The sequence below is a fragment of the Pseudomonas putida genome (assembly GCF_016406145.1).
GTDB classification, from domain to species: domain Bacteria; phylum Pseudomonadota; class Gammaproteobacteria; order Pseudomonadales; family Pseudomonadaceae; genus Aquipseudomonas; species Aquipseudomonas putida_E.
In genome coordinates this window covers 5622501-5648915 of the sequence record NZ_CP066306.1, presented here as the reverse complement: position 1 = coordinate 5648915, position 26415 = coordinate 5622501, and the positions used below count along the sequence as shown (strand labels likewise).

Genomic DNA, 26415 nt, shown 5'->3' with positions numbered 1-26415 from the left:
CCACGTCTTGCTTTCAGCTTTTTCTTGCTGAGACACATTTTGTCTTGACCGCACATCAATTTTTTTTCGTCCAGCCCTGTCGTGGCTAAGTGTCATTTCGGCCATTCGGATTGTCGAACAGGCCATCAATTCCTTCTTCTGCATACTGCCAAATCAGCCGAGATCTGGCGGTTTGGTCTTGTTCGGGTTTCCGAACGTTATAAATCAATGACTTGCGTATGCCCCATTTTGACGCATTGCTGTATGCCGAATCGGTATGGGGCATGCGCTTCCGGCATTAGATTTCGTCCTTGCCCATCGCAATAGTTGCCGCCTTTTCGCTGGCCCGAGCGCCCTGTCGCTCGCTTGCGGTGTCCTTACATGAGGCCTCCGGACGGAAGCTGTACGATGCCCGTGACGTTGCCAACGGCTCTGTTACGTGCTTTTCCGGTCGGTGCCCGTGATCACTAGAACAAAGGGTAAAGACATGAAGAAGGCAAAACTGAGCCTCGCCTGGCAGATCGTCATCGGTCTGGTCCTGGGCGTTGCAATCGGCGCGCTACTGAATCATTTCAGTGCAGAAAAGGCATGGTGGATCAGCAACGTTCTCCAGCCCGCCGGTGACATCTTCATTCGCCTGATCAAGATGATCGTCGTCCCGATCGTGATTTCGTCGCTGATCGTGGGCATCGCCGGGGTTGGCGACGCGAAGAAACTGGGCAGCATCGGCCTGAAGACCATCATCTACTTCGAGGTGGTGACGACCATCGCCATCGTTGTCGGCCTGGTCCTGGCAAATCTGTTCCACCCGGGCGCCGGCATCGACATGAGCACCCTGGGCACCGTGGACATCTCCAAGTACCAGGCGACCGCCGCCGAGGTGCAGCATGAGCATGCGTTCATCGAGACCCTGCTGAACCTGATCCCGTCGAACATCTTCGCGGCGCTGATGCGTGGCGAGATGCTGCCGATCATCTTCTTCTCGGTGCTCTTCGGCCTGGGCCTGTCGAGCCTGCAGGCAGACCTGCGTGAACCACTGGTGCGTACGTTCCAGGGCGTGTCGGAGACCATGTTCAAGGTCACCCACATGATCATGAACTACGCCCCGATCGGCGTATTCGCACTGATCGCCGTGACGGTCGCCAACTTCGGCTTCAGCTCGCTGCTGCCTCTGGCCAAGCTGGTGCTGCTGGTGTACTTCGCCATCGCCTTCTTCGCCTTCATGGTGCTGGGCCTTGTAGCCCGCCTGTTCGGCTTCTCGGTAATCAAGATCATGCGCATCATGAAAGATGAGCTGATCCTGGCTTACTCCACTTCCAGCTCCGAGACCGTGCTGCCGCGCGTCATCGAGAAGATGGAAAAGTACGGTGCACCGAAGTCGATCTGCTCGTTCGTGGTACCGACCGGTTACTCGTTCAACCTCGACGGCTCGACCCTGTACCAGAGCATCGCGGCGATCTTCATCGCCCAGCTGTACGGCATTGACCTGTCCTGGAGCCAGCAATTGCTGCTGGTGCTGACCCTGATGGTGACCTCCAAGGGTATTGCCGGTGTGCCGGGCGTATCGTTCGTGGTCCTGCTGGCAACTTTGGGCAGCGTAGGCATTCCGCTGGAAGGCCTGGCCTTCATCGCGGGGGTCGACCGGATCATGGACATGGCGCGTACCGCTCTGAACGTGGTCGGCAATGCCTTGGCTGCCCTGGTGATCGCTCGTTGGGAAGGCATGTACGACGCCGCCAAGGGCGAGCAGTACTACGCCTCGCTGATTGCGGACAAGAAGGAAGCGGCGCTGGTTGGCGAGACCGCCAAGCGCTGAACCTGACGCGTTGAACATTGAGCCCCGATTCATTCGGGGCTTTTTGCTATGTGTAGGGATCATATCGCCGGCGAACCGGCGAAATGGCCAGAGCAGGCTAAAGCAGCCGTTGGTGCGTTATCATTCAGGCACTTTTCTGGGGGAACACACGGATGCTCAATGGCCTTTGGCTTGGCTTTTTCCTGGTGGCGGCCGTATCGGCCCTGGCCCAATGGCTGGTCGGCGGCAATGCCGGCATTTTCGCCGCGATGGTCGAGAGCATCTTCGCCATGGCCAAGCTGTCGGTCGAGGTCATGATCCTGCTGTTCGGCACCCTTACCCTCTGGCTGGGTTTCCTCAAGATCGCGGAAAAGGCCGGTATCGTGGAATGGCTGGCCAAAGTGCTCGGCCCGCTGTTCGCCCGGCTGATGCCGCAAGTGCCGCCCGGCCACCCGGCACTGGGCCTCATCACCATGAACTTTGCTGCCAACGGTCTGGGCCTGGACAACGCCGCTACTCCGATCGGCCTGAAAGCCATGCGCGCCCTGCAGGAGCTCAACCCCAGCAGCACTACCGCGAGCAACGCGCAGATCCTGTTTCTGGTGCTCAATGCCTCATCGCTGACTCTGCTGCCGGTGACCATCTTCATGTACCGCGCCCAGCAGGGCGCTACTGACCCGACCCTGGTGTTCCTGCCGATCCTCCTGGCGACCAGCGTTTCGACCCTGGTCGGTCTGCTATCGGTGGCGGTGATGCAGCGCTTGCGCCTGTGGGACCCTGTGGTGCTGGCCTATATGATCCCGGGTGCTCTGCTGCTGGGCGGCTTCATGGCTTTCCTCGGTACCCTGTCGGCTGCTGCGCTCGCCAGCCTGTCGTCTGTCCTCGGCAACCTCACGCTGTTTGGTGTGATCATGCTGTTCCTGGTAATCGGTGCGCTGAAGCGGGTGAAGGTGTATGAAGCCTTTGTCGAAGGCGCCAAGGAAGGGTTCGACGTGGCCAAGAGCCTGCTGCCCTACCTGGTGGCCATGCTGGTGGCCGTTGGTGTGCTGCGCGCCTCCGGGGCCCTTGAGCTGGCATTGGATGGCATTCGTCACGCGGTGAGTTGGATGGGTATGGACACCCGCTTCGTCGAGGGCCTGCCGACCGCATTGGTCAAGCCGTTCTCCGGCAGTGCGGCGCGGGCGATGCTGATCGAGACCATGCAGACCCATGGTGTGGACAGTTTCCCGGCACTTGTAGCCGCTACCGTTCAGGGCAGCACCGAAACCACGTTCTACGTGCTGGCGGTATATTTCGGTGCTGTCGGCATCCAGCGCGTACGCCATGCAGTAGGGTGCGCCTTGCTGGCCGAACTGTCCGGTGTCATTGCTGCCATCCTGGTCTGCTACTGGTTCTTTGCCTGAGCCTGAGCACTTTGCGCCACGGTCCAGTTCACCACCTGCGCGGCGAGTTGATCGTTGGCCACGCCGAAGCCGGCCACCACGGCCGAAACCTGCGTATCTACCAGCGGCTGACGCACCTCGAAACGCTTGCTGGCAAGGATTCGCTGGCTGCGCCCCTGAACCAGACGCGCGTCATAGCGGATCACTACCTCCACCGTACCGGTTGGCCGGTACTCGCTCTGAAACGCCTGCAGTTCACCGGCCAGTTCATAGTCGGCCTGTAGGTTGCTGTCGTCGGCGCTCAGACGCTGTACACGCCCGTCGCGCTGGAAGCCATCGAGCAGGCGGTTGCGTAACAGCAACGGCACCGGGTCGCTCCAGCGGGCGCCTTTGTAGCTGCTGACCACGTCGCCCTTGGGGATCACAGCGATGCGTGGCCCGGCCAGCACTTCGCTTGCCAGCGGCTTGTTCAAGCGTAACGACCATGGCACCGGGGTCGCGCTGTGGCTGGCTTGGTTGACCGGTAGCCGGTAGATATCCACAGGCTCGCTCTGGGGCAGGATCGAGCAGGCGGCAGACAGGCTCAGCGCGGCCGTCAAGGCCAGCAGGCGCAGCGACAGCTTCATGGCTGGAACTCCTTGATATTGTCGCGGCCAAGCAGGTAGCCGCTCGGGTCGGCTTCCAGGCGTCGGGAAATGCCCTTGAGTGAGTTGAGGGTTTCACGCAGTTCGCGGATGGCCGGTGTCAGCTGGTTGAGGCCTTGCGCGCCGTCGTCGATGGACTGGCGGTTGTCATTGAGCAGGCTGTTGATGGTCGCAGTGCTGGCGGCCAGCGATTGCATGGCCTGCTCGGCGCTGCCGATGGCCTGTTTGCCCTGGGTGCCGAGCAGGCTGTTGGCATTGCGCATCAGCGCTTGGGTTTCGGCCAGCGTGGCGTTGGCCTGTTTGCCGACCTGGGCCAGCTGCTCTATGGCCTGGGAAATGCCGCCTTTGTGGTTGGCGAACGCACTGGTGGTCTGTTCCAGATTGGCCAGGGTGTTGCTCAGGCGGTCGATATTGTTTTCCGAGAACATCTGGTTCGCATTGTGCAGCAGCAGGTTGATGTTGGTGACCAGGTCGCTGCTGTCATTGAGTAGCTGCGAGATGGGGGAGGGCGAGGCGATTATCACTGGCAACTTGCCGTCCTTGCCCTTGAGCTCTGGGCTTTTCGGAGTGCCGCCGCTGAGCTGGATGAATGAGTTGCCAGTGACGCCGGCGAGGGTCAGTTTCGCCTGGGTGTCTTCCTTGACCGGCGTATCGCCGCTCAGACGAACCCGGGCCAGCACCCGGCGCGGATCCTTGGGGTCCAGGCGCAGGCTGGTCACGTCACCGACCTTGATGCCGTTGTATTGCACGGGGCTGCCGCGGGACAGCCCGGACACGGCTTCGTTGAAGATCACTTCGTAGTCCTTGAAGGCGTCGTCGACGCTGGACTTGGTCAGCCACAGGCCAAACAGCATGGCACCGGCCACCACCAGCACGGTGACCAGGCCGATGAGGACGTGATGAGCTCGGGTTTCCATCGTTCAGCGCTCCTGCCCGGCACGGTTGGCGGCCTGTTCAGCCGCCCGCCCGCGTGGGCCGTGAAAGTAATCGTGAATCCACGGGTCGTTGGTCTGTTCGACTTGGGCCAGCGGGCCTGCCACCAGCACTTTCTTCTGCGACAGCACCGCAATGCGGTCAGTGATGGTGTAGAGCGTGTCCAGATCGTGGGTGATGAGGAACACGCTCAGGCCCAAGGCGTCGCGCAGGGTGAGGATCAGTTGGTCGAAGGCGGCGGCGCCGATCGGGTCGAGGCCGGCAGTGGGTTCGTCAAGGAACAGGATGTCCGGGTCCAGGGCCAGTGCGCGGGCAAGTGCGGCGCGCTTGATCATGCCGCCAGACAGTGAAGAGGGGTACTTGTCTGCGGCTGAAATCGGCAGGCCGGCCAAGGCTAGCTTCACCCCGGCCAGATGTTCTGCATCGGCGCGCGACAGGCCTGCATGCTCGATCAGTGGTAACGCGACGTTCTCGGTGACGGTCAGCGAGGAGAACAGCGCACCCTTCTGGAACAACACGCCAAAGCGTCGTTCGACCAATGAGCGTTGCTCTTCATGCAGGCCGGCCAGGTTCTGGCCAAACACCTTGATCTGGCCTTCGTTCGGCAGCCTTAGCCCAATGATGCTGCGCAGCAGCACCGACTTGCCGCTACCCGATCCGCCAACCACGGCCAGGATTTCACCACGGTAAAGGTCCAGATCGAGGTTCTCGTGCACGCTCTGGCTGCCGAAGCGGTTGCAGATGCCCCGCGCCTGGATCACTGCTTCCGGGGCACTCACCAGCCCATCTCCATGCAGAACAGCGCAGCCACTGCATCGAGCACGATGACCACGAAGATCGACTGAACCACGCTGGAGGTGGTGTGGGCGCCTACCGACTCAGCGCTGCCGCTGACCTTGAAGCCTTCCAGGCAGCCAATGGCCGCGATCAGGAAGGCAAAGAAGGGGGCCTTGGCCAAGCCGACGAGAAAGTGCTGCACGCCAATATCGCTTTGCAGCAGCGAGAGGAACATGGCCGGCGAAATATCCAGTGAAAGCGCGCAGACCACAGCACCGCCGACGATGCCGCAGATCATCGCGACGAAGGTCAGCAGCGGCAGTGAGATCAGCAGTGCCAAGACCCGGGGTACGACCAGCAGTTCGATCGGGTTCAGGCCCAGGGTACGGATGGCGTCGATTTCTTCGTTGGCCTTCATCGAGCCGATCTGCGCAGTGAAGGCACTGGCTGTGCGGCCGGCCATCAGGATGGCGGTCAGCAATACGGCAAATTCGCGCAGGAACGAGAACGCCACCAGGTCGACGGTGAACACGGTTGCGCCGAAATCGGCCAGCACGGTCGCCCCGAGGAAGGCGACCACCGCGCCCACCAGAAACGTCAGCAATGCGACGATAGGCGCTGCGTCCAGGCCGGTCTGCTCGATATGCGAGACAACCGGGGTGAGGCGCCAGCGATGCGGTTGCAAGGCCCGGCGCAGCAGGGTCTCGAGGATCAGGCCGATGAAGCCGAGCAACTGCAGGGTGTCTTGCCACAATGTATTGACCGCGCGGCCGATGCGCTCCAGCAGCAGGATCAAGACATGGCGCTCGGGTTCCTTTACCGGGATGCAGTAGTCTTGAACCGAGCAGTAGACGTTCTTGAGCAGGGCGCGGCTGGCATCGGGCAGCTCTTGAGTGCAGTGCGACAGGCGCTCAGAGCCCAGCAGCTCAGCCAGTAGCGAGGCGCCGGCGGTATCGAGCTGGCCCAGTTGGCTGAGATCGGCTACGGCGTCGGCGTCGTATTGGGTACGCAGGCGTTCGCTGTCGCGCTTGAGGCTGGCGTAGTGGGCCAGGGTCCAGTCACCGGCAATGCGCAGGCAGGGCGGTTGGCTACTGGTATCCAGGGTGGCGCTGGGGGTAGTCATAGGCTCCATGCATCTGACAGGCGTAGAGACTGATCATAGCGCAGCAGGCATGGCGGGGTTTGTTGAGAATGTGCTGAGTGTTGTGGGGCCGCGTTGCGGCCCAATCGCCGGCAAGCCGGCCCCCAGGAGCGCTTACTTCGCCGGCGCGTCGTCTACCACCTTGAAGCGCAGCACACCGATCACTTGGCCATCTTCGGTCAGCACGCGCACCTGCCATTTACCTGCGGGGTTTGGCGGGAAGTTCTGCTTGTGGGTCCACGCACGGTAGCCCTCCTTGCGCCCGCCATGGATATCCAGGGCGATACGGTCCACTTCCTTGCCGTCCTTCTGCCACACATGGTAGATGCGCTCGTTGAGGCCGCGCGGTGCGTTGATGGCGGTGTAGGCATACAGGCCACTGCTGCGAATGCGGCTGGCGGCAACTTCATCCAGCGATTCACCGGGCTGGCGGTTCAATACCTCAGTGCTGACCGCCACTTCGGTCATCCACAGGGTGGCCGGTGGGACCCACGAGCGCAGTAACCAACCGCCCCCGCCCACCGCCAGGGTCATCAGTACCAGCGCCACGCCACGGCGCCAAGTGTTGATCGGGAAACTGCTGGCCAGGCTCGGGAACGACAGCACCATGGCGGCAATCAGTGCCAGCTTGAAGCTTTGCGCAGTGGTCAGGTGCAGGATGATCGGCAGTGCCGTCAACAGCGCGGCGAACAGGGTGAGGGTGTGCAGCGCCATGAACAGCCAGCGCCGCGGTGCGAGCCACTTGTAGTACAGCGGGTCGACGATCGAGACCAGCCCGGCGGCACCGAGCAGGCCGGTGAACACCAATTGGCCACTGTTCCAGGTGGTGGTGATGAAAAAGAACGGCAGTACGAAGAACAGGCTTTCCTGGTGGATCATCTGCGTCGCGTAGCGCAGCAGCGGCTGAGGAATTTCCCGTTTGAAGGTGCGGGCGAACAGGCCTGTCAGGGTGTTCTCCAGCATCAGCCAGATCCAGCTGACCAGCATGAGAATGGCTACCCAGCTGGCCAGGCTGGCTTGGCGGTCGACCAGAATGAAGCTGCCGATACCTGAGAGGAAACCGCCGAGCGCGATGATGCCGGGGTAGCGTTTGAGCAGTTCGATGACGCGCTGGACGATACGGGGAATAGGGGGCATGGGTATACAACAGAGTGGTAGGGTGACTGTGCCGCGCCGTCGCGGGTAAACCCGCGAAGAGGCCGGTACTGGCGAAAGGATACCGCCGAATCACCGCTGCCGTGTAGCACCGCTCGGTGGTTGGGGTGAAGTACGCCGGCGCCGCAGCAGCCCGGCAGCCAGGATCACCCCCAGTAACAGCGCAATCAGCCCATACAGCTCGTCATATCCAAGCAAAGGCTTCTCGATACGCAGATAACCTTCATCCTTGAGCAATGCCTTCAGTGCCTCGTTGGCCTGCTCCAGGCTGACCTGTCGTAGCTGCCGGGCCGGGTCGGCAAACCGCCCGTTGCTGTAGGCGTTGAGTGCCCCCCAGTAATAATCGGCCAGCGCGCTATCGCCCTGGGTACTCCAGCTTTCCTTGGCGACGGCGGCCTCCTTGATACGGGCGAATGTATCCGGATCAAGGCCATCCTCGCGCAAGTGGTCGAACAGTTCCTGCATCACCTTGACCGCCTTGTCGACGTCGCCGCGCTCAAGGTCAGCGTTCAGGCTGAGCAGGCCACTGTCACCAAAGCTTTCGCGTTGTGCCGAAGGCCCATAGGACAGGCCGTTGCGCAGGCGCAACTGGTCGTACAGGGCCCAGTCCAGATAGCGTGAGAGCAGGTCGAGTGTCGACTGGTGGTCGTTGTCCAGTACCGGCTCGATGAACAGCCAGTGCAGTTTGACGCTGTCGCCCAGAAAACCACGGGTCAGGTCGCGTCGCTGTTCGGCCTGCTGGCTGATGCTTTCCAGGTTGCGCCGCTCCTGCGGCTCGGTGGCGGGCAGCTCGCCGTAGGTGCGCTCCAGGTAGGCCGGCAGCAGCCGATCGAGGCCGCCAACCATGATCAAGGTCATGTTGTTGGCGGCGTACCAGCGATCACGCAGGGCCTGCACCTGCTCTAGTGTCATGTCATCGAGGTTGGAGCGTTCCGGGCATTTGAGGCCCAGCTCGGTTGCCAACTGATCGCTGGCCGGATGGCCGATGTCCTGGCGGTCGAGCCAGCGTTGCAGGTGGCCGTAGTGGCCGCCGTCTTCACGTTCGATGATGCGCTTGGCCGTGGCCAGCGCCTTGGCGTCGATGCGGGTGTCGCGCAGTACCGCCAGCAGCAGGTCGAGCACTTTGCGCTGGTTGCGCGCGGGGGCCTCGATGACGAAGGTGGTGTCGGCGCTGCTGGTGAAGGCATTCCATTCGCCGCCCAAAGCCTGCAGGCGCTCTTCCAAGCCGCCCTCACCGGTCTCGTCGATGCCGCTGAACAGCAAGTGCTCGAGCAGGTGCGGCAACTCTTTCTGCTCGCAGTCGAAGTCGTCCAGGCCCACACCCACCACCAGGCGGATCGCCACATGATCGCGTTCGTAGCCGGATTTAAGGACAACCTGCAGACCGTTGGGCAGCAGGTAGCCCTCGACCCGCGAGCGATCGAGGGCGAATGAGTGCAGGCTACAGATCAGCAGGCAAACGAAGGTCAGGCAACGCATGGGCGAGCTTGGGTCTCCAGGTAGGCGAGATCAGGGTAGGCGGGCTTCGTCCGGCACGCTGTCGAGCAATAGCCCGCCGGTGTCCGAGCCACCCAGTACCACATAGGCACTGCTGCAGAACAAAGAGTTCAACCGCTTCATGTCAGCGATCAGCTCCAAGTGTAGCGAACTGGTCTCGATACTTTGCACCACCTTGCGTTGCAAGCGGCTGACATGGGCATGGGCCAGGCGCCTTTCCTGGGCTCGGAAGCGGCGTTTTTCCCGCAACAGCAAGCGTGCGCTTTCCGGGTCGGCGCTGAGAAATACCGAAAGGCCCAGGCGCAGGTTGGTCAGCAATTGCTCTTGCAGGCCGGTCAGCTCTTGCAGGCCGACCTGGGAAAACTCCCGGCGTTGGCTGGTCTTCTGCTGTTGGACCTTGCGCAGCATGCGTTCGACCAAATCACAGGCCAGCTTGAGGTTGATCGCCAGTTCGATGATTTCGGCCCAGCGCCTGTTGTCCTGATCGCTGAGGTCTTCCCGGGGCATTTGGGCCAGGTACAGTTTGATGGCGCTGTACAGCGCTTCGGCGTCTTCGCCCAGGGCACGGACCTGCTGTGGGAGGGCGGTCTGGGTGCCGCGCAGGGCGTTGAGCATGGCCTCGAGCAGGCTGTCGACGATATCGCCCAGGCGCAACGTTTCGCGGGCAGCGTTGGCCAAGGCCAGGCTGGGTGTTGTGAGTGCCGAGGCGTCCAGGTGGCGTGGGCGCACTTGGCCGTTACCGTTCTCGCGCTCCGGCAACAAGCAGTTGCACAGGCGCCCCATGGGCTTGACGGTGGGCAGCAGTACCAGGCAACGCAGCGTGTTGTAGAGCAGGTGGAAGCCGATCACCAGCTCCTGTGGGCTGAAGCTCAGCGAGTCCATCCACGCCACCAGTGGATGCAGCACCGGTATGATCAGCACCAGGCCGATCAGCTTGTATAACAGGCTGCCCAAGGCTACTCGCCGGCCCGCGGGGTTCTGCATGCTGGTGCTGAGAAAGGCCAGCAGCCCGCTGCCGATGTTGGCGCCGACCACCAGGCCGATGGCCACTGGCAGGCTGATCAGTTCAGCGCCGGCCAGGGTGGCGGTCAGCAGCACTGCCGCCAGGCTGGAGTACGAAACCATGGCGAACACTGCGCCAACCAACGCATCGAGCAGGATGTCTCCGGTCAATGAGGCGAACAGTACTTTCACACCTTGAGCCTGGGTGATCGGGGTGGCCGCCTGAACGATCAGTTCCAGCGCCAGAATGATCAGGCCCAGGCCGATGCCTACCCGGCCCAGCTGGCCCGCGCGCGTCTGCTTGCGCGACAGAAAAAAGATCACGCCCAGGAATATCAGCAACGGCGAAAGCCATGAAAGGTCCAGGGTAAGCACCCTGGCCATCAGCGCGGTACCGACATCGGCACCGAGCATGATTGCCAGTGCCGGGGTCATTGCCATAAGGCCCTGACCCACGAATGACGTCACCAGCATGGCGGTGGCGTTGCTGCTCTGTACCACGGCCGTGACCAAGATACCGGCGATGAACGCCAATGGTCGCCGGTTCATGTTCTGGCTCAGGACCCGGCGCAGGTTGGAGCCGAACACTCTCAGGATGCCGGTACGGACGATGTGCGTGCCCCATACCAGCAACGCGACGGCGGAAAGCAGGTTGAGCAGGGTCAGCATGGTGTAGCCCCCCTCTTATCCGGGCTCCAAAGGCGGAGCCAATGGGTGAAGCGGTAAGCCTGGCCCGGGGGTGGGTGTTTTTATCCAGTGCTTACTCAAGCTTTAGTTGTTTTGCGGACCTATCGCCAGCTTGGCATGCTCGGCCAGCATTTGAAACCTGTCTGTCATGAAATCCAAGGCATGAAAAAGGGCCCTGATGAGGGCCCTCGAATACTGCGTTCGCGGTGCTTACTGACCCGGAATGTCCTTGCGCAATTTCACTGCGTCTTGCTCCTTGCCACGCTTGCGCGCCATGGCCGTGCGCATGCGGATGTTGATGGCCTCCACCCCCAGGGAGAACGCCATGGCGAAGTAGACGTAGCCTTTGGGCACGTGCACATCGAAAGATTCGGCGATCAGCACGGTGCCTACAACGATCAGGAACGAAAGCGCAAGCATCTTCAGCGAAGGGTGTTTGTCGATGAAGTTGCTGATTGCACCGGCGCACAACATCATCACCAGTACTGCCACGATGATTGCGGCGACCATCACCGGCACATGCGAAACCATGCCTACAGCAGTGATCACCGAGTCCAGGGAGAAGACGATGTCGATGATGGCGATCTGAATGATGGTGAAGAGGAACGTGCCGCCCTTGCCCTTGGGCTCGTCACCGCTTTCGTCCTCGCCTTCCAGGCCGTGGTAGATCTCCTGCGAGCTTTTCCACAGCAGGAACAGGCCGCCAAAGAACAGAATCAGGTCGCGGCCCGAGATGCCCTGGCCAAATACCACGAACAGGTCGGCAGTCAGGCGCATGACCCAGGTGATCGACAGCAACAGCAAGATGCGGGTGACCATGGCCAGGGCCAGGCCGAAGATTCTGGTGCGCGCCTGCATGTGCTTAGGCATGCGGCTGACCAGGATCGAGATCATGATGATGTTGTCGATACCGAGAACGATCTCAAGCGCAGTGAGGGTGAAAAAGGCAACCCAGATTTCCGGGCTGGTCAGCCATTCCATGAATATTCCTTCGAGCGATAGTGGCGAAGCGCCCCTGCACGGGACACTTCGCGTTGCGGTGACAGGCGTTTATTTACAGACTGCTGAACAGCGGAAAAATGCCCATCAGCAGTGCGGCGAGCATTATGCACATGCACACCAGTACTGCCCACTTGAGGGTGAAGCGCTGATGATCACCGAATTCGATGCCTGCCAGCGCCACCAGCAGGTAGGTCGAGGGTACCAGCGGGCTCAGCAGGTGTACCGGTTGGCCGACGATCGAAGCGCGGGCCATTTCCACCGGGCTGATGCCGTAGTGGCTGGCCGCTTCGGCCAGCACCGGCAGCACCCCGTAATAGAAGGCGTCGTTGGACATGAAGAAGGTGAACGGCATGCTTACGATCGCGGTGATCACCGCCAGGTAAGGGCCCAGTGCTTCGGGAATGACCGCCAGCAAGCTTTTGGACATGGCCTCGACCATGCCGGTGCCCGACAGGATGCCGGTGAAGATACCGGCAGCGAAGATCAGCCCGGTCACGGCGAGTACGCTGCCTGCGTGGGCGGCAATACGGTCCTTCTGCTGCTGAAGGCAAGGGTAGTTGACGATCATGGCGATGCTGAAGGCGATCATGAACAGCACCGGCAGTGGCAGCAGGCCTGCGATCAGCGCAGCCATCAGCGCAGCGGTGAGCGCACCGTTGAACCACAGAAGCTTCGGCCGGCGTGCGTCGGGGAACTGCGACACGGTGATTTCGCTGTGATCAATGTCGTCGGTAGGCAGGTGCAGTTCACCCAGGCGGGCACGCTCACGCTTGCCGTACATGTAGGCGATGGCCAGGATCGCCAGCACGCCGAAGACCATGGCCGGGATCATCGGTACGAAAATGTCCGAAGGGTCTACGTGCAGGGCACTGGCTGCGCGTGCAGTGGGGCCGCCCCATGGGGTCATGTTCATTACCCCACCGGCGAGGATGATCAGGCCGGCCATGATCCGCGGGCTCATGCCCAGGCGGCTGTACAGGGGCAGCATGGCGGCGCAGCAGATCATGTAGGTGGTGGCGCCGTCACCGTCCAGCGAGACCACCAGGGCCAGCACGGCGGTGCCGACCGAGACTTTCAGAGGGTCGCCCTTGACCAGCTTGAGGATCTTGCGCACCGCCGGGTCGAACAGGCCGGAGTCGATCATCAGGGCGAAGTAAAGGATGGCGAACATCAGCATGACGCCGGTGGGCGCGAGCTTGCTGATGCCTTCGAGCATCATCGGGCCGATCTTGGCGGAAAAACCACCGAACAGGGCGAACAGGATCGGTACCAGGATCAGCGCGATCAAGGCCGACAGGCGCTTGGTCATGATCAGGTACATGAAGGTGATGACCATGGCAAAGCCGAGGAAGGTCAGCATGGCAATACTCCAGGCGTGGCGCGGCGAAAGGAAAGTCGATCGGGCGAATCAGCGCGTTGAGCGCTGCGCGGGGAGCAAGCGGAGGGGTACTGCGAAAGGGCGGGCACAGGAACACATCAGAATCACCATTGTTGTTGTTGATTGGGCCGGGCGCGGAAGATTCCGGGTGCCCTGGCTGACCGGTCTTGTGCCGGTAGTGGTGGCTATCCTATGGGGGCAAGCTTTCAGCCAGCTTTCGCCAGGAAAAGGGCGACGGGAGGTAGGAGATGTCAGAGGTAACCGAAGGTGGCTGCCATTGCGGCGCCTTGCGCTATTGCTTGAAGGGTGAATTGACGGATATCGCCCATTGTCATTGTTCGATCTGCAGGCGGGTCAGCGGCGGCCTGCTGGTGACCTGGCTCACCGTGCCTCGCTCCGATTTCCAATGGGTGGCAGGCAGGCCGCAGTGCTATGTGGCACCGGCCAGTTGCAAGCGCTACTTCTGCGGTGACTGTGGTGCACATGTGGCGTTGGTGACGTCGCATAGCCCGGGCAGCATCGATGTGACGGTAGCGACGCTGGACCACCCGGAACGGGTGCGGGCCACGCGGCACATCTGGACCGGGAGCCGGTTGCCCTGGCTGCATGTGGATGAAGGGTTGCCTGAAGAGGAAGAGGAAAAACGCTAGCCTCTGGATGGCATTACCCGCCCTATCGCCGGCTTGCCGGCGATAGGGCCAGGAGGGCAATCAAGGCAGTTGCAGGCCGCCTGCTGCTTTGTGCAGCGCCCGCAGGTGCTCACCAATCAGCTTCACATTGGCCTCGACCGCAGCAATTTCCTTGGCTCGCGAAGGCTCCAGCAGCGCTCTCACTTCTCTGTCGAGGTCAATGCTCAAGCGCAGCAACTGTGCCTGCCGTTCAGTACTGACTTTTTCCAGATGCTTGCGCTCGTCCGGCTGCGGTAGCCCGTATCCCTTTGTATCCAGCAGTTCGGCCGGGCGGCTGAGAAAGCCACTGTTGGCGAGCATCTGCTTCAGGGTCTGGTCGGCCTTGTTGATACTGCCATCTTTCAGCGCGGCCGCATTCAGATAGCGCTGCTTCACTTCATCCTGAGCCAGCAGCAGTTGGCGGCGCAGGCTGGCCTGTTCCAGCAGAAGCAAGGCGGCGCTGGTGCGCAGGTCGGCTTGCAAGAACCAGCTGCGGCGCTGTTCGGCGTCCTGGGCCAGCCAGTCCTCGACCTTGTCCTGCTTGACTGGCAGCTGTTTCTTCAGCACATCGAACATCGCTTGATAGCGGTCGCGATAGGAGTCGAAACGGTAGCCCAGGCGCAAGGCTTCGCGCGGGTCGTCGAGCACGCTGGTATCGGCCAGTCCCCGGCCCTTCAATACTGCAAGCAAACCGTTGGGCATGATGCTGTCGAGGTCGTTCAGGCGCGGGTTGGCGGTGCCGCTGCGTAGCAGTTTCAATGATTCCACCGCACAGTTGTTGGACAGGAACCAGTAGTTGCCGTCATAGCTCCAGTGCATCTCGGCGGCCTGGCGTACCAGATTTTCAATTTCGTCGCGGTTGAGCTTCAACGGCACCGACGCCAGGCTGCGCAGTTCAGTCTTGGTGTATTCGTCGATCACTTGGGCCAGCGGTAGCACGAACAGTCTTGACGGATAGGCGCCAACCAGGCCATCCCAGCTGGACAGTTGAACGTCATTGACGAAGGCACGGTAGGAGAGCACCAGGTGCTGGTCGAGGTCCAGGCGGCAGTCTGGCCCGCGTGGGCGGCCGGGTTTGCAGATCACCAGGCGCAGCATGCTGTGGCCCCAGCGGCTCACCAGGTTCTGGTTGGCCTCGGCCAGGAGAAAGTCCACTTCGTAGACCCGTTCCGGGTCGATTTCGCCCAACGGCTGGCGGGCGAAGTCGCTGCCGGCGTTGAGGAATGGCAAGCCCTTGGCGCACGTTGCCTGCTCGGGCGCCCAGCCGAAATGATCAGCCAGGTACTGATTGAGCGCTGGCCGACGGCAGCCGTAGCTCGGGTCCAGGAGGAAGTACTCCATGTTAACCGCGATGTATTCCTTGGGGCTGCTCAGCTCGTAGCTGTCGGGGCTGCGCAGGAACTGGCCATTGTGCTGTTCACGCTCACCGCGGCGGCCGACGTATTGCTGCCAGCCGGCCAGGTCGAGCAGGCGTGGGTCGTCGCTCAGGGTGAAGCGGCGCTCTGCCTGGCCGCGGCACTGCTCGGGTAGACCGACCTTGCCCAAGGTGCCTTGCTGGCGCTTGCAGCGGGCGATCAGCGAGTGCTCAGCACTGGGCCAGAGCCGGGCTCGGTCGTATATGTGGGTAAGTTCGTGCAGCACTGTAGCCAGCAACTCTTCCCGCACCGTGCCATGCGGACGATTGGTGCGCTCCTGCGCAGCACTGCCGTCAGTCAGGTTGGCCAGCAGGCGCCTGTTTAGCTGCAGGGTCGAGACCAAGGAGGCCTGCCCGTAGGCATCGGCTGGCATGTTGTCGCTCCAGCTGACCTCAATGCGCCGGTTGAGCTGTTGCTTGAAGCGGGGAGGGAGCTTGGCCAAAGCCTCATCAAGCAGGGCTTGGGTGGCTTGAGCCTGCTGTGGGGCCAGGCCGGCTGACTGCAGCTCGAGCTGCAGGTCAGCCAGGGCGGGCGTGCCCAGCAGCGTCAGGGCGCAGCCGAGCAACCAGGCACGTACGTGGTTCACAGCGCCAGGATGGCTTCGGCCAGCACCTGGTCGCTGGCGCCGCGCGCTTCAGGCACGCGTTCGCGCAGGGTGTTGAAGGCGGCCTCAAGCTGGGCGCCACGAATATCACCGTTGCTGGCGACGAAGCTGGCGGCATCGTCATGAGCTTCACGCACGACCTTTGAGTCGCGGATCGAGGTGGTGGTGTCAGAGGTGAAGTCGATCGAGCGGCCAAAGGCCCGCACGATGATGTTGCTGGTGGCCACCAGAGTTTGTGCCTGGGCCAGGTCGGCCAGCAGCAACATGCCGAGGGTAGCGGCGATCAGCGGTTTACGCATGGAGCATCTCCGGAAATACAGGGAGTCAGATTTAATGATTGGACGAGAATTGCTTCTGCCAGTTCAAGGTCGCCGACAGATTGACGGGCGCCGTCATGGCGCAGCGACTTGAGTGCTGCTTCCAGACGTGCTCCGTGAATCAGGCCGTCGCTGGCGACGAAGGCAGCGGCATCATCGCGAGCCTGCCTGACCAGCTTGCGGTCGAATGGGGCAGTCGTGACTTGGCTTGTGACGTAGCCTGTGATGACTAGGCCTTGCGTGGTGGTGTCCATGGCATGGGCACTGCCCATGGCGACTACGGAAAACAGCAGCGGCAACAGATAACGCATTGGCTTTCTTACGACAGGAACAGGGACGTCGAAGGCTAGCCCACAAGTACCGGCCAGGGCCAGCGCTTGTGGGCTGCAGCAGGTCAGATCGCCAGAATGGCCTGGGCCAACTGCGCATCGCTGGCCTTCAGAGCTGGCATGTTCGAGCGGATGTGCAGCAAAGCGCTCTCGAGCTTGGCGCCGCGAATGGCGCCCTGGCTACCCACATAGCTGGCCGCATCGTCTCGAGCGGCCTGAACGATCTTGTCATCACGGAAAGACGATGACACATCGGAGGTAGCGTCGGTGGAGGCGGCAACCGCGCCAACGACTGCATCAGTAGTGACAATGAAGCTGGTGGCGTGGGCAGTGCCGGCCAGGCCGAGCAGCAGGGCTGCGCCAATCAGGTAATTACGGGTCATGGTCGTGCACTCCTGGGGAAGATTCGGGTGGATCTGCTTATTGGACGCTCACACGGTTCGTCACGGTGGCTTTGAACATCTGGTTTTTACCAGACTGCCCAGTCAAGCGTATCACGCGCCGGAATTTATGGATGTTAATGAACGGGGCACAAGGTAACTGTTATGGTCTATTTTGATATTTTGAAAATTGTACCTTTTCAGTGACGGCAGGCTCTGCTTCAAGGGTGGCAGGGAACTACCCCATAAAAAAACCCGCTGCAGTCTCCTGCAACGGGTTTGGGAATTCACGGTGCCAGCCGAAGCCGGCGAGCCGGTGCTTAGCGCCAGAACGGCTTGCTCAGCTCTTCGTAACGCTGCGACTCGCTGATACCGGCATCGGCCAGCAGGCGGGCATCGAGACGCGCCAGCTGACGGCGGCTGGCCATGCGTCGCTGCCACAGCAGCAGGGTAGAGAGCGCGCGCAGCGGCAGCGAAGCGTTGGTTTGCTGGGCGTTGTTTTCGAAAACGAGACCGGAACTGAGGGTACGTTCCATGATGTTTCATCCTTCCGCTTATGGCGGGACTAGGGAGTGGTTTAACTGGTGCCAATGATCCTCCTCTGCTGTCCATAACAGTAGATACAGTTCTACTGCATTACGATGGTTCAGTTAACTGTGTAACCCTACTGTTGCACTCGAAACAGGCGCAACTGTACTGGTCCGCACCGTTATGGTGCTTTTTCAGGTTTTAGATGGGTTTGAGTAGGCGGGAGCGTGGAGAATTAACAGTACAGTAGTACAGTTTTATATTCTTCAGTGCTTGCTGAATCGGGCTTGAGCCGAGAAAGGGCTGCAGGGCAGCCCTCGAGGTGTTGCTGTGGCGTCAGGAGCGCGTGGCGGCCGCTGGCAAAGGCAGACCGCTGCTATAGATCAGCTGGCGAGCATACGCCCACTTTCTTCCAGATTTTCGTGCCAGCTCAGCGCCTCACGCAGGATATGCGGGGTGTGGCCGCCACGCAGGCAAGCGCGATCGAAATAGTCGTTCAGCGCTGCACGGTAATCCGGGTGGACACAGTTATCGATGATCGCCCGTGCCCGTTCCCGTGGCGCGAGGCCCCGCAGGTCGGCGAGCCCCTGTTCGGTCACCAGGATGTCCACGTCGTGCTCGGTGTGGTCGACATGGCTCACCATGGGCACCACGCTGGAAATCGCCCCGCCTTTGGCGATCGACTTGGTGACGAATACGGCCAGGTGAGCATTTCGGGCGAAATCGCCGGAGCCACCGATACCGTTCATCATCCGGGTGCCACAGACGTGCGTGGAGTTGACGTTGCCGTAGATGTCGAACTCCAGCGCCGTGTTGATGCCGATGATGCCCAGGCGGCGCACGACTTCAGGGTGGTTGGAGATCTCCTGCGGGCGCAGTACCAGCTTGTCCTTGTAGCGCTCCAGGTTGCCGAATACGTCGGCATTACGACGCCCCGACAGGGTGATAGAGCTGCCTGAGGCAAAACTCAGCTTGCCAGCGTCGATCAGATCGAAGGTCGAGTCCTGAAGTACTTCGGAGTACATGGTCAGGTCCTCGAACGGCGAGTCGATCAGGCCACACATCACCGCGTTGGCGATGCTGCCGATGCCGGCTTGCAGCGGGCCGAGCCTGTTGGTCATGCGGCCTGCATCCACTTCGTTCTTGAGGAAGTTGATCAGGTGGTCGGCGATGGCCTGGGTTTCATCATCCGGCGGTAGCACCGTGGAGGGCGAATCTGGCTGATCGCTGATGACGATGCCGACGATCTTGGCGGGGTCGATCGGGATCGCGGTGCTGCCGATGCGGTCATCCACTTTCACCAGCGGGATCGGCGTGCGGGTCGGGCGATAGGTCGGGATATAGATGTCGTGCAGGCCTTCGAGGTTGGCGTTGTGCGACAGGTTGATCTCGACAATCACCTGCTTGGCGAAGATCGCGAAGCTCGCCGAGTTGCCCACCGAGGTGGTCGGTACGATGTGGCCCTGTTCAGTAATGGCCACCGCTTCGATCACCGCGATGTCCGGCAGTTTGAGCTGCTGGTTACGCAGTTGCTCGACGGTTTCCGACAGGTGCTGGTCGATGAACATCACCTGACCGTCGTTGATGGCTTTGCGCAGGGTGCTGTCGACCTGGAACGGCATGCGGCGCGCCAGCACGCCGGCCTCGGTCAGTTGCTTGTCCAGGTCATTGCCCAGGCTGGCGCCGGTCATCAGGCTGATTTTCAGAGGCGACAGCTTGGCGCGTTCGGCCAAGGCATGCGGTACGGCCTTGGCTTCGCCGGCGCGGGTGAAACCGCTCATGCCGACGGTCATGCCGTCCTCGATCAGGCCAGCGGCGTCAGCCGCACTCATTACCTTGCTGTGCAGGGAGGACAAGCGGATACGATCACGGTACATGGATTGTTATCTCGGGCTACTGAAGCTACTGCAGCGCAGTCTAGAGATTTACCCCGGCGCCGTCCCGCGACCATGGTCGTATGAGGAGCCAGGGAATACAGCCATTGATCTGGATCACCAAAATGAAAAAGCCCCGGGAGGGATCTCGCCGGGGCTTCTTTATATTCCACTGGGTGGTGGAAGCGGGGTTACTCGACGGCTTTGACCATATCCTCGATGACCTTCTTCGCGTCACCGAACACCATCATGGTCTTGTCCAGGTAGAACAGTTCGTTGTCCAGGCCGGCGTAGCCGCTGGCCATCGAGCGTTTGTTGACGATGATGGTCTTGGCTTTGTAAGCCTCCAGGATCGGCATGCCCGCGATCGGCGACTTTGGATCGTTCTTAGCCGCAGGGTTGACCACGTCGTTGGCGCCCAGCACCAACACTACGTCGGCCTGACCGAACTCAGCGTTGATGTCTTCCATCTCGAACACTTGGTCGTAGGGCACTTCGGCCTCGGCCAGCAGTACGTTCATGTGCCCAGGCATGCGCCCTGCCACCGGGTGGATCGCGTACTTCACGGTCACGCCGTTGTGGGTCAGCTTCTCGGTCAGTTCCTTGAGCGCGTGCTGGGCACGTGCTACCGCCAGGCCGTAGCCGGGCACGATGATCACCGTGTCGGCGTTGCTCAGCAGGAAGGTCGCGTCGTCGGCCGAGCCAGACTTCACCGGGCGCTGCTCTTTCGAGCCTTGCGCCGCGCCGGTATCGGTATCCCCGCCGAAGCCGCCGAGGATGACGTTGAAGAACGAGCGGTTCATCGCTTTGCACATGATGTACGAGAGGATCGCACCGCTGGAGCCCACCAGCGAGCCGGCGATGATCAGCATCGAGTTGTTCAGCGAGAAGCCGATACCGGCCGCCGCCCAACCCGAATAGCTGTTGAGCATCGATACCACCACCGGCATGTCTGCACCGCCGATCGGGATGATGATCAGTACACCCATGATGAAGGCCAGGACCAGCATCAAGGTGAAGGCGCTGTAGTGGCCGGTGAACGTGAACAGCAGGCCCAGGGCAATTGTGGTCAGGCCCAGAATCAGGTTCAGCTTGTGCTGGCCGGCGAACTGTACCGGTGCGCCTTGGAACAGGCGGAACTTGTACTTGCCCGACAGCTTGCCGAACGCGATCACGGAACCGGAGAAGGTGATTGCACCTATGGCAGCGCCAAGGAACAGCTCCAGGCGGTTACCGGTGGGGATCGGGTCGCTGATGCTGGCGACAATGCCCATCGATTGCGGCTCGAGTACTGCCGCGATGGCAATGAATACCGCCGCCAGGCCGATCATGCTGTGCATGAAGGCGACCAGCTCCGGCATCTTGGTCATCTCTACGCGCTTGGCCATGATCGAACCAGCGGTACCGCCGACCAGCAGGCCGACGATGACGTAGCCAATCCCGGCAGTTGCCAGCTCTGCCCCAAGCTTATAGATGAGGCCAACCGTGGTGAGGATCGCGATCCCCATGCCGATCATGCCGAACAGGTTGCCGCGCCGCGACGTGGTCGGGTGCGACAGGCCTTTGAGCGCCTGAATGAAGCAGACAGAGGCGACGAGGTAGAGGAGCGTTACCAGATTCATGCTCATGCTTACTTCTGCGCCTCGTTCTTGGTTTTCTTCTTGAACATCTCAAGCATGCGACGGGTGACCAGGAAGCCACCGAACACGTTGACCGCAGCCAGGGCCACCGCCAGGGTGCCCATCAGCTTGCCGGCCGGGGTCACGGTCAGCGCGGCAGCCAGCATGGCGCCGACGATGACGATGGCCGAGATGGCGTTGGTGACCGCCATCAGGGGCGTGTGTAGTGCCGGGGTGACGTTCCAGACCACGTGGTAGCCGATATAGATGGCCAGCACGAAGATGATCAGGTTGTAGATGCCATGGGAAATCAGCATGTCTTCCATTGTCGTGCTCCTTAGCCGTTCTTGCGCACGACCTGGCCGTCGCGGCACATGAGGCACGCGGCGACGATGTCGTCTTCGAGGTTGATGGCCAGCGCGCCGTCCTTGTCGAACAGCAGCTTCATGAAGTCCAGCAGGTTGCGTGCATACAGCGCCGAGGCATCTGCACCCACCTGAGCCGGCAGGTTGGTCGGGCCGACGATGGTCACGCCGTTTTCCATCACTACCTGGTCGGCGACGGTCAGCGGGCAGTTGCCGCCCTGGGCAGCGGCCAGGTCGATGACCACCGAGCCTGGCTTCATCTGCGCCACGGTCTCGGCGCTGAGCAGCGTCGGTGCCTTACGCCCGGGGATGAGCGCCGTAGTGATGACGATGTCGGCCTGTTTTGCGCGCTCATGCACGGCCTGGGCTTGGCGCTGCATCCAGCTGGCCGGCATCGGCCGGGCATAGCCGCCGACGCCTTCTGCGCACTCGCGTTCCTCATCGGTCTCGTAGGGCACGTCGATGAACTTGGCGCCCAGCGACTCGATCTGCTCCTTGACAGCCGGGCGTACGTCGGACGCCTCGATGACTGCGCCCAGGCGCTTGGCGGTGGCGATGGCCTGCAGGCCGGCAACGCCAGCACCCAGGATCAGCACGCGCGCGGCCTTCACAGTGCCGGCGGCGGTCATCAGCATGGGCATGAAGCGCGGGTAATGATGGGCAGCCAGCAACACGGCCTTGTAACCTGCGATGTTGGCCTGGGACGACAGCACGTCCAGGCTCTGGGCCCGCGAAGTACGCGGCGCGGCCTCCAGGGCGAAGGCAGTGATACCGCGCTCTGCCATCTTGCCGATCAGCTCGTTGTTGAATGGGTTGAGCATGCCCACCAGAAGACTGCCGCTGTTGATCAGGGCCAGCTCCTGGTCGTTGGGACCGACCACCTTGAGGACTAGTTGGGCGCCGTAGGCATCGGCTGCACTTCCCAGGGAAGCACCCACGGCCTCATAGGCACTGTCCGGAATGCTGGCATTGAGCCCTGCCCCCCGTTGGACGGTGACCTGATGGCCCTGGCCAATCAGTTTCTTGATGGTTTCCGGGGTCGCAGCGACCCTTGTCTCACCGGTCTGCGTCTCGAGAGGAACACCAATGTGCACGACTATTTCTCCTGCGGTGACCTTTTTGTCTTTATAGAAGCCAGCGCACTTCGGATGGTGCGCGGGTTTGGCTGTTGAGCGCCAGTCCGCCGAATCCAGGGCGGGCGGAGCATTTTGCAGACGAACCCGAGGGCCTTCAACCGGTTCTGGAGCGAAACGAAGTTAAAACTACAAGTCACCCTGTGACTGTATGTCGCAACGAATAGGGCGCAGCCCGTCAAACATGGGCTATTGGCAGATTAGGGGATTTTTTGAAATTTTTTGCGTTGATTTCGCAGATGGACTCGCGAAGGTCGTAAAAACCCTCTGAAAGCCGCGTGTTTAGGGGTTTTGTTGGGGTTTTTCGATTCACCTGAACAGTTTTCTTATATGCGACAAAAACATACATCTGTAGGTGTTCAAAATAATTGACTACAAGGGTAGGGAAGGGGCGATGTAATGCTGTGCCTGCCCCAGCAGCCAATCACGGAATGCCCGCAGCGACGCCGATTCGGCCTTGCGCTCGGGAATCATCAGATAATAGGCCTTGTCACTGGACAGGGCGTATCTGTTAGCGACCACCAGTCTGCCTTCCTCCAGTTCCCGCTGGATCAGGAACGGTGGTATCAGCGCGATGCCCATCTCGTGTATGGCAGCTTGGGCCAGCATTGAGAACAGTTCATAGCGTGGGCCTGTCATGTCGCCGGAAACGTTCATGCCCAGACCATTGAACCACTGGCGCCAGGCATAGGGCCGAGTGGTCTGCTGCAGCAGCGGCAGGTTGGCGATTCGCGTCGCGTCGAGCATGCCTTGCCCGCCCAGCAAGGCCGGGCTGCACACGGGTACCGGGTTTTCGCCCATCAGGCGGTGGGAGTGCGTGCCTGACCAGTCGCCATCGCCAAAATAGATAGCGGCATCGAACGTGGTATCGGCAAACAGGAACGGCCGTGTGCGGTTGGTGAGGTTGACGGTGACATCCGGGTGTCGCTGCTGGAAGTCCTTGAGGCGCGGCAGCAACCATTGGGTGCCGAAAGTCGGTACCACGGCCAGTTCGATCACGTTGGCACCTTGCTGGCGCATTACCGACAAGGTGTCACGCTCTACTGCATCCAGCTGTGCGGCAACCTGGCGGCTATACGACAGTCCCGCCTCTGTCAGCTTGACGCCGCGCCGCGAGCGCCGGAACAGCTCCACGTTGAGAAACGCCTCGAGGCCGCCGATCTGGCGACAGACGGCGCCTTGGGTCAATGCAAGTTCCTGGGCGGCCTTGGTAAAGCTCTCGTGGCGCGCTGCCGCTTCGAAGCAGACTAATGCGGTGGTGCTGGGGATCTTGCGACGCATGTACGGCAACCTCACTCATAGCATTTGCAAGAAGGGGTTTTGTAGTGTTTCGGAGTGATAAATTATCACTAATACGTGCGCAATCCTCGTTTGTCCTCGTTGTAGATCAGGCCTAGGATCAAAGGCACAAGAATCTGCTCCCCTATTTCGAGGATTTCGCTCATGGCCGGTAAAGCAAGCTTCAACTGGATCGACCCGCTGCTGCTGGACCAGCAGCTCACTGAAGAAGAGCGCATGGTTCGTGACAGCGCCTATCAGTTCGCCCAGGACAAGCTGGCCCCGCGCGTGCTGGAGGCGTTCCGTCATGAGCAGACCGACCCCGCTATTTTTCGCGAAATGGGTGAAGTCGGCCTGCTGGGCGCAACCATTCCCGAGCAATATGGCGGGAGTGGGCTCAACTACGTGTGCTACGGGCTGATTGCCCGGGAAGTGGAGCGTATCGACTCTGGCTATCGCTCGATGATGAGTGTGCAGTCTTCACTGGTGATGGTGCCGATCAACGAGTTCGGTACCGAAGCGCAGAAACAGAAGTACCTGCCCAAGCTTGCCAGCGGTGAGTGGATCGGTTGCTTCGGTCTGACCGAACCTAACCATGGCTCCGACCCGGGCTCGATGATCACCCGTGCCAGAAAGGTGGACGGCGGCTATCGCCTGAGCGGCAGCAAGATGTGGATCACCAACAGCCCGATCGCCGATGTGTTCGTGGTCTGGGCCAAGGATGACGCTGGTGATATCCGAGGCTTTGTTCTTGAAAAGGGTTGGCAGGGCCTCAGTGCACCGGCGATCCATGGCAAGGTCGGGCTGCGCGCGTCGATTACCGGCGAAATCGTGATGGACAATGTGTTCGTGCCCGAGGAAAACATCTTCCCGGATGTGCGTGGCCTCAAAGGTCCATTCACCTGCCTGAACTCTGCCCGTTATGGAATTTCCTGGGGTGCTTTAGGGGCTGCTGAAGCCTGCTGGCACACCGCTCGCCAGTACACCCTGGACCGTCAGCAGTTCGGCCGCCCGCTGGCTGCCAATCAGCTTATCCAGAAGAAACTGGCCGACATGCAGACCGAAATTACCCTGGCCCTCCAAGGCTGCCTGCGTTTGGGGCGTATGAAGGACGAGGGCACCGCTGCGGTGGAAATCACCTCGATCATGAAGCGCAACTCGTGCGGCAAGTCGCTGGACATTGCGCGTATGGCCCGTGACATGTTGGGTGGTAACGGTATCTCCGACGAGTTCGGCGTCGCGCGTCATCTGGTCAATCTTGAGGTGGTCAACACCTATGAGGGCACGCATGACGTACATGCGCTGATACTGGGGCGCGCGCAGACCGGCATCCAAGCCTTCTATTGATAAGGAGCCTGTTCATGGGCGCACTATCTCATCTGCGGGTGCTGGACCTCTCCCGTGTGCTGGCTGGGCCTTGGTCTGGTCAGATTCTGGCTGACCTGGGCGCCGATGTGATCAAGGTCGAGCGCCCAGGGAGCGGCGACGATACTCGCGCCTGGGGGCCACCCTTCCTCAAGGATGAACAAGGCGAGAACACCAGCGAGGCGGCTTACTATTTGTCGGCCAACCGTAACAAGCGTTCGGTGACGATCGACTTTACGCAGCCGGAGGGGCAGCGCCTGGTGCGAGAGCTGGCTGCGAAGTCGGACATCGTCATCGAAAACTTCAAGGTTGGCGGGCTGGCTGCCTATGGGCTGGATTACGCGAGCCTGAAGTCGGTGAATCCCCAGCTTATCTATTGCTCGATCACTGGCTTCGGTCAGACCGGGCCCTACGCTAAGCGCGCTGGCTATGACTTCATGATCCAGGGGCTGGGCGGGCTGATGAGCCTGACCGGGCGCCCGGACGGTGAGGAGGGTGCCGGACCTGTAAAGGTAGGTGTAGCACTAACCGATATTCTGACTGGGCTGTATTCGACTGTGGCCATGCTGGCGGCCCTCGCCAATCGCGACCAGGCCGGCATTGGGCAGCACATCGATATGGCCTTGCTGGATGTGCAGGTAGCATGCTTGGCCAATCAGGCGATGAACTACCTCACTACCGGCAACCCGCCGCGACGGCTGGGCAATGCACATCCTAATATTGTGCCTTATCAGGATTTCCCGACCGCAGATGGCGACTTCATTCTTACCGTCGGCAACGATGGCCAGTTCCGCAAGTTCGCCGAGGTGGCTGGTCAGTCTCAATGGGCTGATGACCCACGCTTCGCAACCAACAAGCTGCGGGTGGCCAATCGGTCGCAGCTGATTCCCTTGATACGCCAGGCCACGGTGTTCAAGACAACGGCTGAGTGGGTGAGCCAGTTGGAGGCTGCAGGCGTGCCTTGTGGGCCGATCAATGATCTGGCGCAGATGTTCCAGGATCCGCAGGTACTTGCTCGCGGCCTGGCTGTCAGCATGCCCCATGCCTTGGGTGGGAGTGTGCCGCAGGTGGCGAGCCCTATCAGGTTATCGGAAACCCCCGTTGAGTATCGTCGTGCGCCGCCGCTGTTGGGTGAGCACACGGAGGAAGTTCTAGGTGATGTGTTGGG

General features: G+C 61.1%; 24 protein-coding genes (1 of these 24 cut by a window edge). 5 read left to right on the top strand and 19 right to left on the bottom strand.

Translation table 11 applies throughout. The features are described from left to right. Positions 1 to 466 precede the first annotated feature (466 nt). Positions 467 to 1795: a glutamate/aspartate:proton symporter GltP gene (gene gltP / locus JET17_RS26010; RefSeq protein ID WP_012316843.1), complete on the top strand. Its 1329-nt coding sequence runs from the start codon at positions 467 to 469 to the stop codon at positions 1793 to 1795. Positions 1796 to 1947: 152 nt separating this feature from the next. Continuing rightward, positions 1948 to 3177: a nucleoside recognition domain-containing protein gene (locus tag JET17_RS26005; protein ID WP_012316842.1), complete on the top strand. Its 1230-nt coding sequence runs from the start codon at positions 1948 to 1950 to the stop codon at positions 3175 to 3177. Here the strand turns inward: JET17_RS26005 and JET17_RS26000 are convergent. The 9 genes from JET17_RS26000 to JET17_RS25960 all read right to left on the bottom strand — a co-directional run bounded on the left by JET17_RS26000 (position 3159) and on the right by JET17_RS25960 (position 13354). Continuing rightward, positions 3159 to 3782: an ABC-type transport auxiliary lipoprotein family protein gene (locus tag JET17_RS26000; protein WP_012316841.1), complete on the bottom strand. Its 624-nt coding sequence runs from the start codon at positions 3780 to 3782 to the stop codon at positions 3159 to 3161. The two genes, JET17_RS26005 and JET17_RS26000, sit on opposite strands and share 19 nt — an antisense overlap. Further along, on the bottom strand, positions 3779 to 4717 hold the full coding sequence (locus JET17_RS25995; protein ID WP_012316840.1) for an MlaD family protein: 939 nt from the start codon (positions 4715 to 4717) through the stop codon (positions 3779 to 3781). The genes JET17_RS26000 and JET17_RS25995 overlap by 4 nt, the downstream gene beginning before the upstream one ends. A gap of 3 nt (positions 4718 to 4720) precedes the next feature. Further along, positions 4721 to 5512 carry an ABC transporter ATP-binding protein gene (locus JET17_RS25990; RefSeq protein WP_012316839.1) on the bottom strand — a complete coding sequence of 264 codons (792 nt, stop codon included), beginning with the start codon at positions 5510 to 5512 and terminating at the stop codon, positions 4721 to 4723. Next, the gene (locus JET17_RS25985; protein WP_012316838.1) at positions 5509 to 6642 is read right to left on the bottom strand and encodes an ABC transporter permease; all 1134 of its coding nucleotides are present in this window, start codon (positions 6640 to 6642) and stop codon (positions 5509 to 5511) included. Before JET17_RS25985 ends, JET17_RS25990 begins: the two co-directional genes overlap by 4 nt. A 123-nt stretch (positions 6643 to 6765) precedes the next feature. Continuing rightward, positions 6766 to 7788, bottom strand: coding sequence for a DUF5924 family protein (locus JET17_RS25980; protein ID WP_012316837.1), 1023 nt, complete (start codon positions 7786 to 7788; stop codon positions 6766 to 6768). 90 nt (positions 7789 to 7878) lie between these two features. After that, complete coding sequence (locus tag JET17_RS25975; RefSeq protein WP_012316836.1) at positions 7879 to 9285, bottom strand: M16 family metallopeptidase; 1407 nt, start codon at positions 9283 to 9285, stop codon at positions 7879 to 7881. A gap of 30 nt (positions 9286 to 9315) precedes the next feature. After that, positions 9316 to 10974, bottom strand: a complete 1659-nt coding sequence (locus JET17_RS25970) for a Na/Pi cotransporter family protein (protein WP_012316835.1) — start codon at positions 10972 to 10974, stop codon at positions 9316 to 9318. A gap of 228 nt (positions 10975 to 11202) precedes the next feature. Beyond that, complete coding sequence (locus JET17_RS25965) at positions 11203 to 11973, bottom strand: TerC family protein (RefSeq protein ID WP_012316834.1); 771 nt, start codon at positions 11971 to 11973, stop codon at positions 11203 to 11205. A gap of 73 nt (positions 11974 to 12046) precedes the next feature. Further along, entirely contained in the window at positions 12047 to 13354 is a 1308-nt protein-coding gene (locus tag JET17_RS25960; RefSeq protein ID WP_012316833.1) for a CitMHS family transporter, read from the bottom strand. 266 nt (positions 13355 to 13620) lie between these two features. Here JET17_RS25960 and JET17_RS25955 point away from each other — a divergent pair, with 266 nt between their 5' ends. Further along, complete coding sequence (locus JET17_RS25955) at positions 13621 to 14022, top strand: GFA family protein (RefSeq protein WP_012316832.1); 402 nt, start codon at positions 13621 to 13623, stop codon at positions 14020 to 14022. Positions 14023 to 14082: 60 nt separating this feature from the next. On the opposite strand, the gene JET17_RS25950 is transcribed toward JET17_RS25955, so the two are convergent. The 10 genes from JET17_RS25950 to JET17_RS25905 form a co-directional block, all read right to left on the bottom strand. Continuing rightward, complete coding sequence (locus JET17_RS25950) at positions 14083 to 16041, bottom strand: DUF4105 domain-containing protein (protein WP_012316831.1); 1959 nt, start codon at positions 16039 to 16041, stop codon at positions 14083 to 14085. Then, positions 16038 to 16358: a DUF2388 domain-containing protein gene (locus JET17_RS25945; protein ID WP_012316830.1), complete on the bottom strand. Its 321-nt coding sequence runs from the start codon at positions 16356 to 16358 to the stop codon at positions 16038 to 16040. The genes JET17_RS25950 and JET17_RS25945 overlap by 4 nt, the downstream gene beginning before the upstream one ends. Beyond that, positions 16343 to 16687 (bottom strand): DUF2388 domain-containing protein, encoded by a 345-nt coding sequence (locus JET17_RS25940; RefSeq protein ID WP_012316829.1) that lies wholly within the window; start codon positions 16685 to 16687, stop codon positions 16343 to 16345. Before JET17_RS25940 ends, JET17_RS25945 begins: the two co-directional genes overlap by 16 nt. A gap of 83 nt (positions 16688 to 16770) precedes the next feature. Then, on the bottom strand, positions 16771 to 17088 hold the full coding sequence (locus tag JET17_RS25935) for a DUF2388 domain-containing protein (protein WP_012316828.1): 318 nt from the start codon (positions 17086 to 17088) through the stop codon (positions 16771 to 16773). A gap of 317 nt (positions 17089 to 17405) precedes the next feature. Further along, complete coding sequence (locus JET17_RS25930) at positions 17406 to 17621, bottom strand: DUF1127 domain-containing protein (protein WP_012316827.1); 216 nt, start codon at positions 17619 to 17621, stop codon at positions 17406 to 17408. Positions 17622 to 17996: 375 nt separating this feature from the next. Next, complete coding sequence (locus JET17_RS25925) at positions 17997 to 19490, bottom strand: acetyl-CoA hydrolase/transferase family protein (protein ID WP_012316826.1); 1494 nt, start codon at positions 19488 to 19490, stop codon at positions 17997 to 17999. A gap of 188 nt (positions 19491 to 19678) precedes the next feature. Beyond that, positions 19679 to 21115, bottom strand: a complete 1437-nt coding sequence (locus JET17_RS25920; RefSeq protein WP_042111833.1) for an NAD(P)(+) transhydrogenase (Re/Si-specific) subunit beta — start codon at positions 21113 to 21115, stop codon at positions 19679 to 19681. A 2-nt stretch (positions 21116 to 21117) separates the two neighbouring features. After that, positions 21118 to 21432, bottom strand: a complete 315-nt coding sequence (locus tag JET17_RS25915; RefSeq protein WP_012316824.1) for an NAD(P) transhydrogenase subunit alpha — start codon at positions 21430 to 21432, stop codon at positions 21118 to 21120. 11 nt (positions 21433 to 21443) lie between these two features. Then, the gene (locus tag JET17_RS25910; RefSeq protein WP_012316823.1) at positions 21444 to 22565 is read right to left on the bottom strand and encodes a Re/Si-specific NAD(P)(+) transhydrogenase subunit alpha; all 1122 of its coding nucleotides are present in this window, start codon (positions 22563 to 22565) and stop codon (positions 21444 to 21446) included. Positions 22566 to 22976: 411 nt separating this feature from the next. Then, positions 22977 to 23885, bottom strand: coding sequence for a LysR family transcriptional regulator (locus JET17_RS25905; protein WP_012316822.1), 909 nt, complete (start codon positions 23883 to 23885; stop codon positions 22977 to 22979). A 162-nt stretch (positions 23886 to 24047) separates the two neighbouring features. Here JET17_RS25905 and JET17_RS25900 point away from each other — a divergent pair, with 162 nt between their 5' ends. Then, complete coding sequence (locus JET17_RS25900) at positions 24048 to 25229, top strand: acyl-CoA dehydrogenase (protein WP_012316821.1); 1182 nt, start codon at positions 24048 to 24050, stop codon at positions 25227 to 25229. 14 nt (positions 25230 to 25243) lie between these two features. Next, positions 25244 to 26415: the 5' portion of a CaiB/BaiF CoA transferase family protein gene (locus JET17_RS25895; RefSeq protein WP_012316820.1), read on the top strand. 49 nt of this gene lie beyond the right edge of the window; only the first 1172 of its 1221 coding nucleotides appear in the window; it begins with the start codon at positions 25244 to 25246; the stop codon falls past the right edge of the window.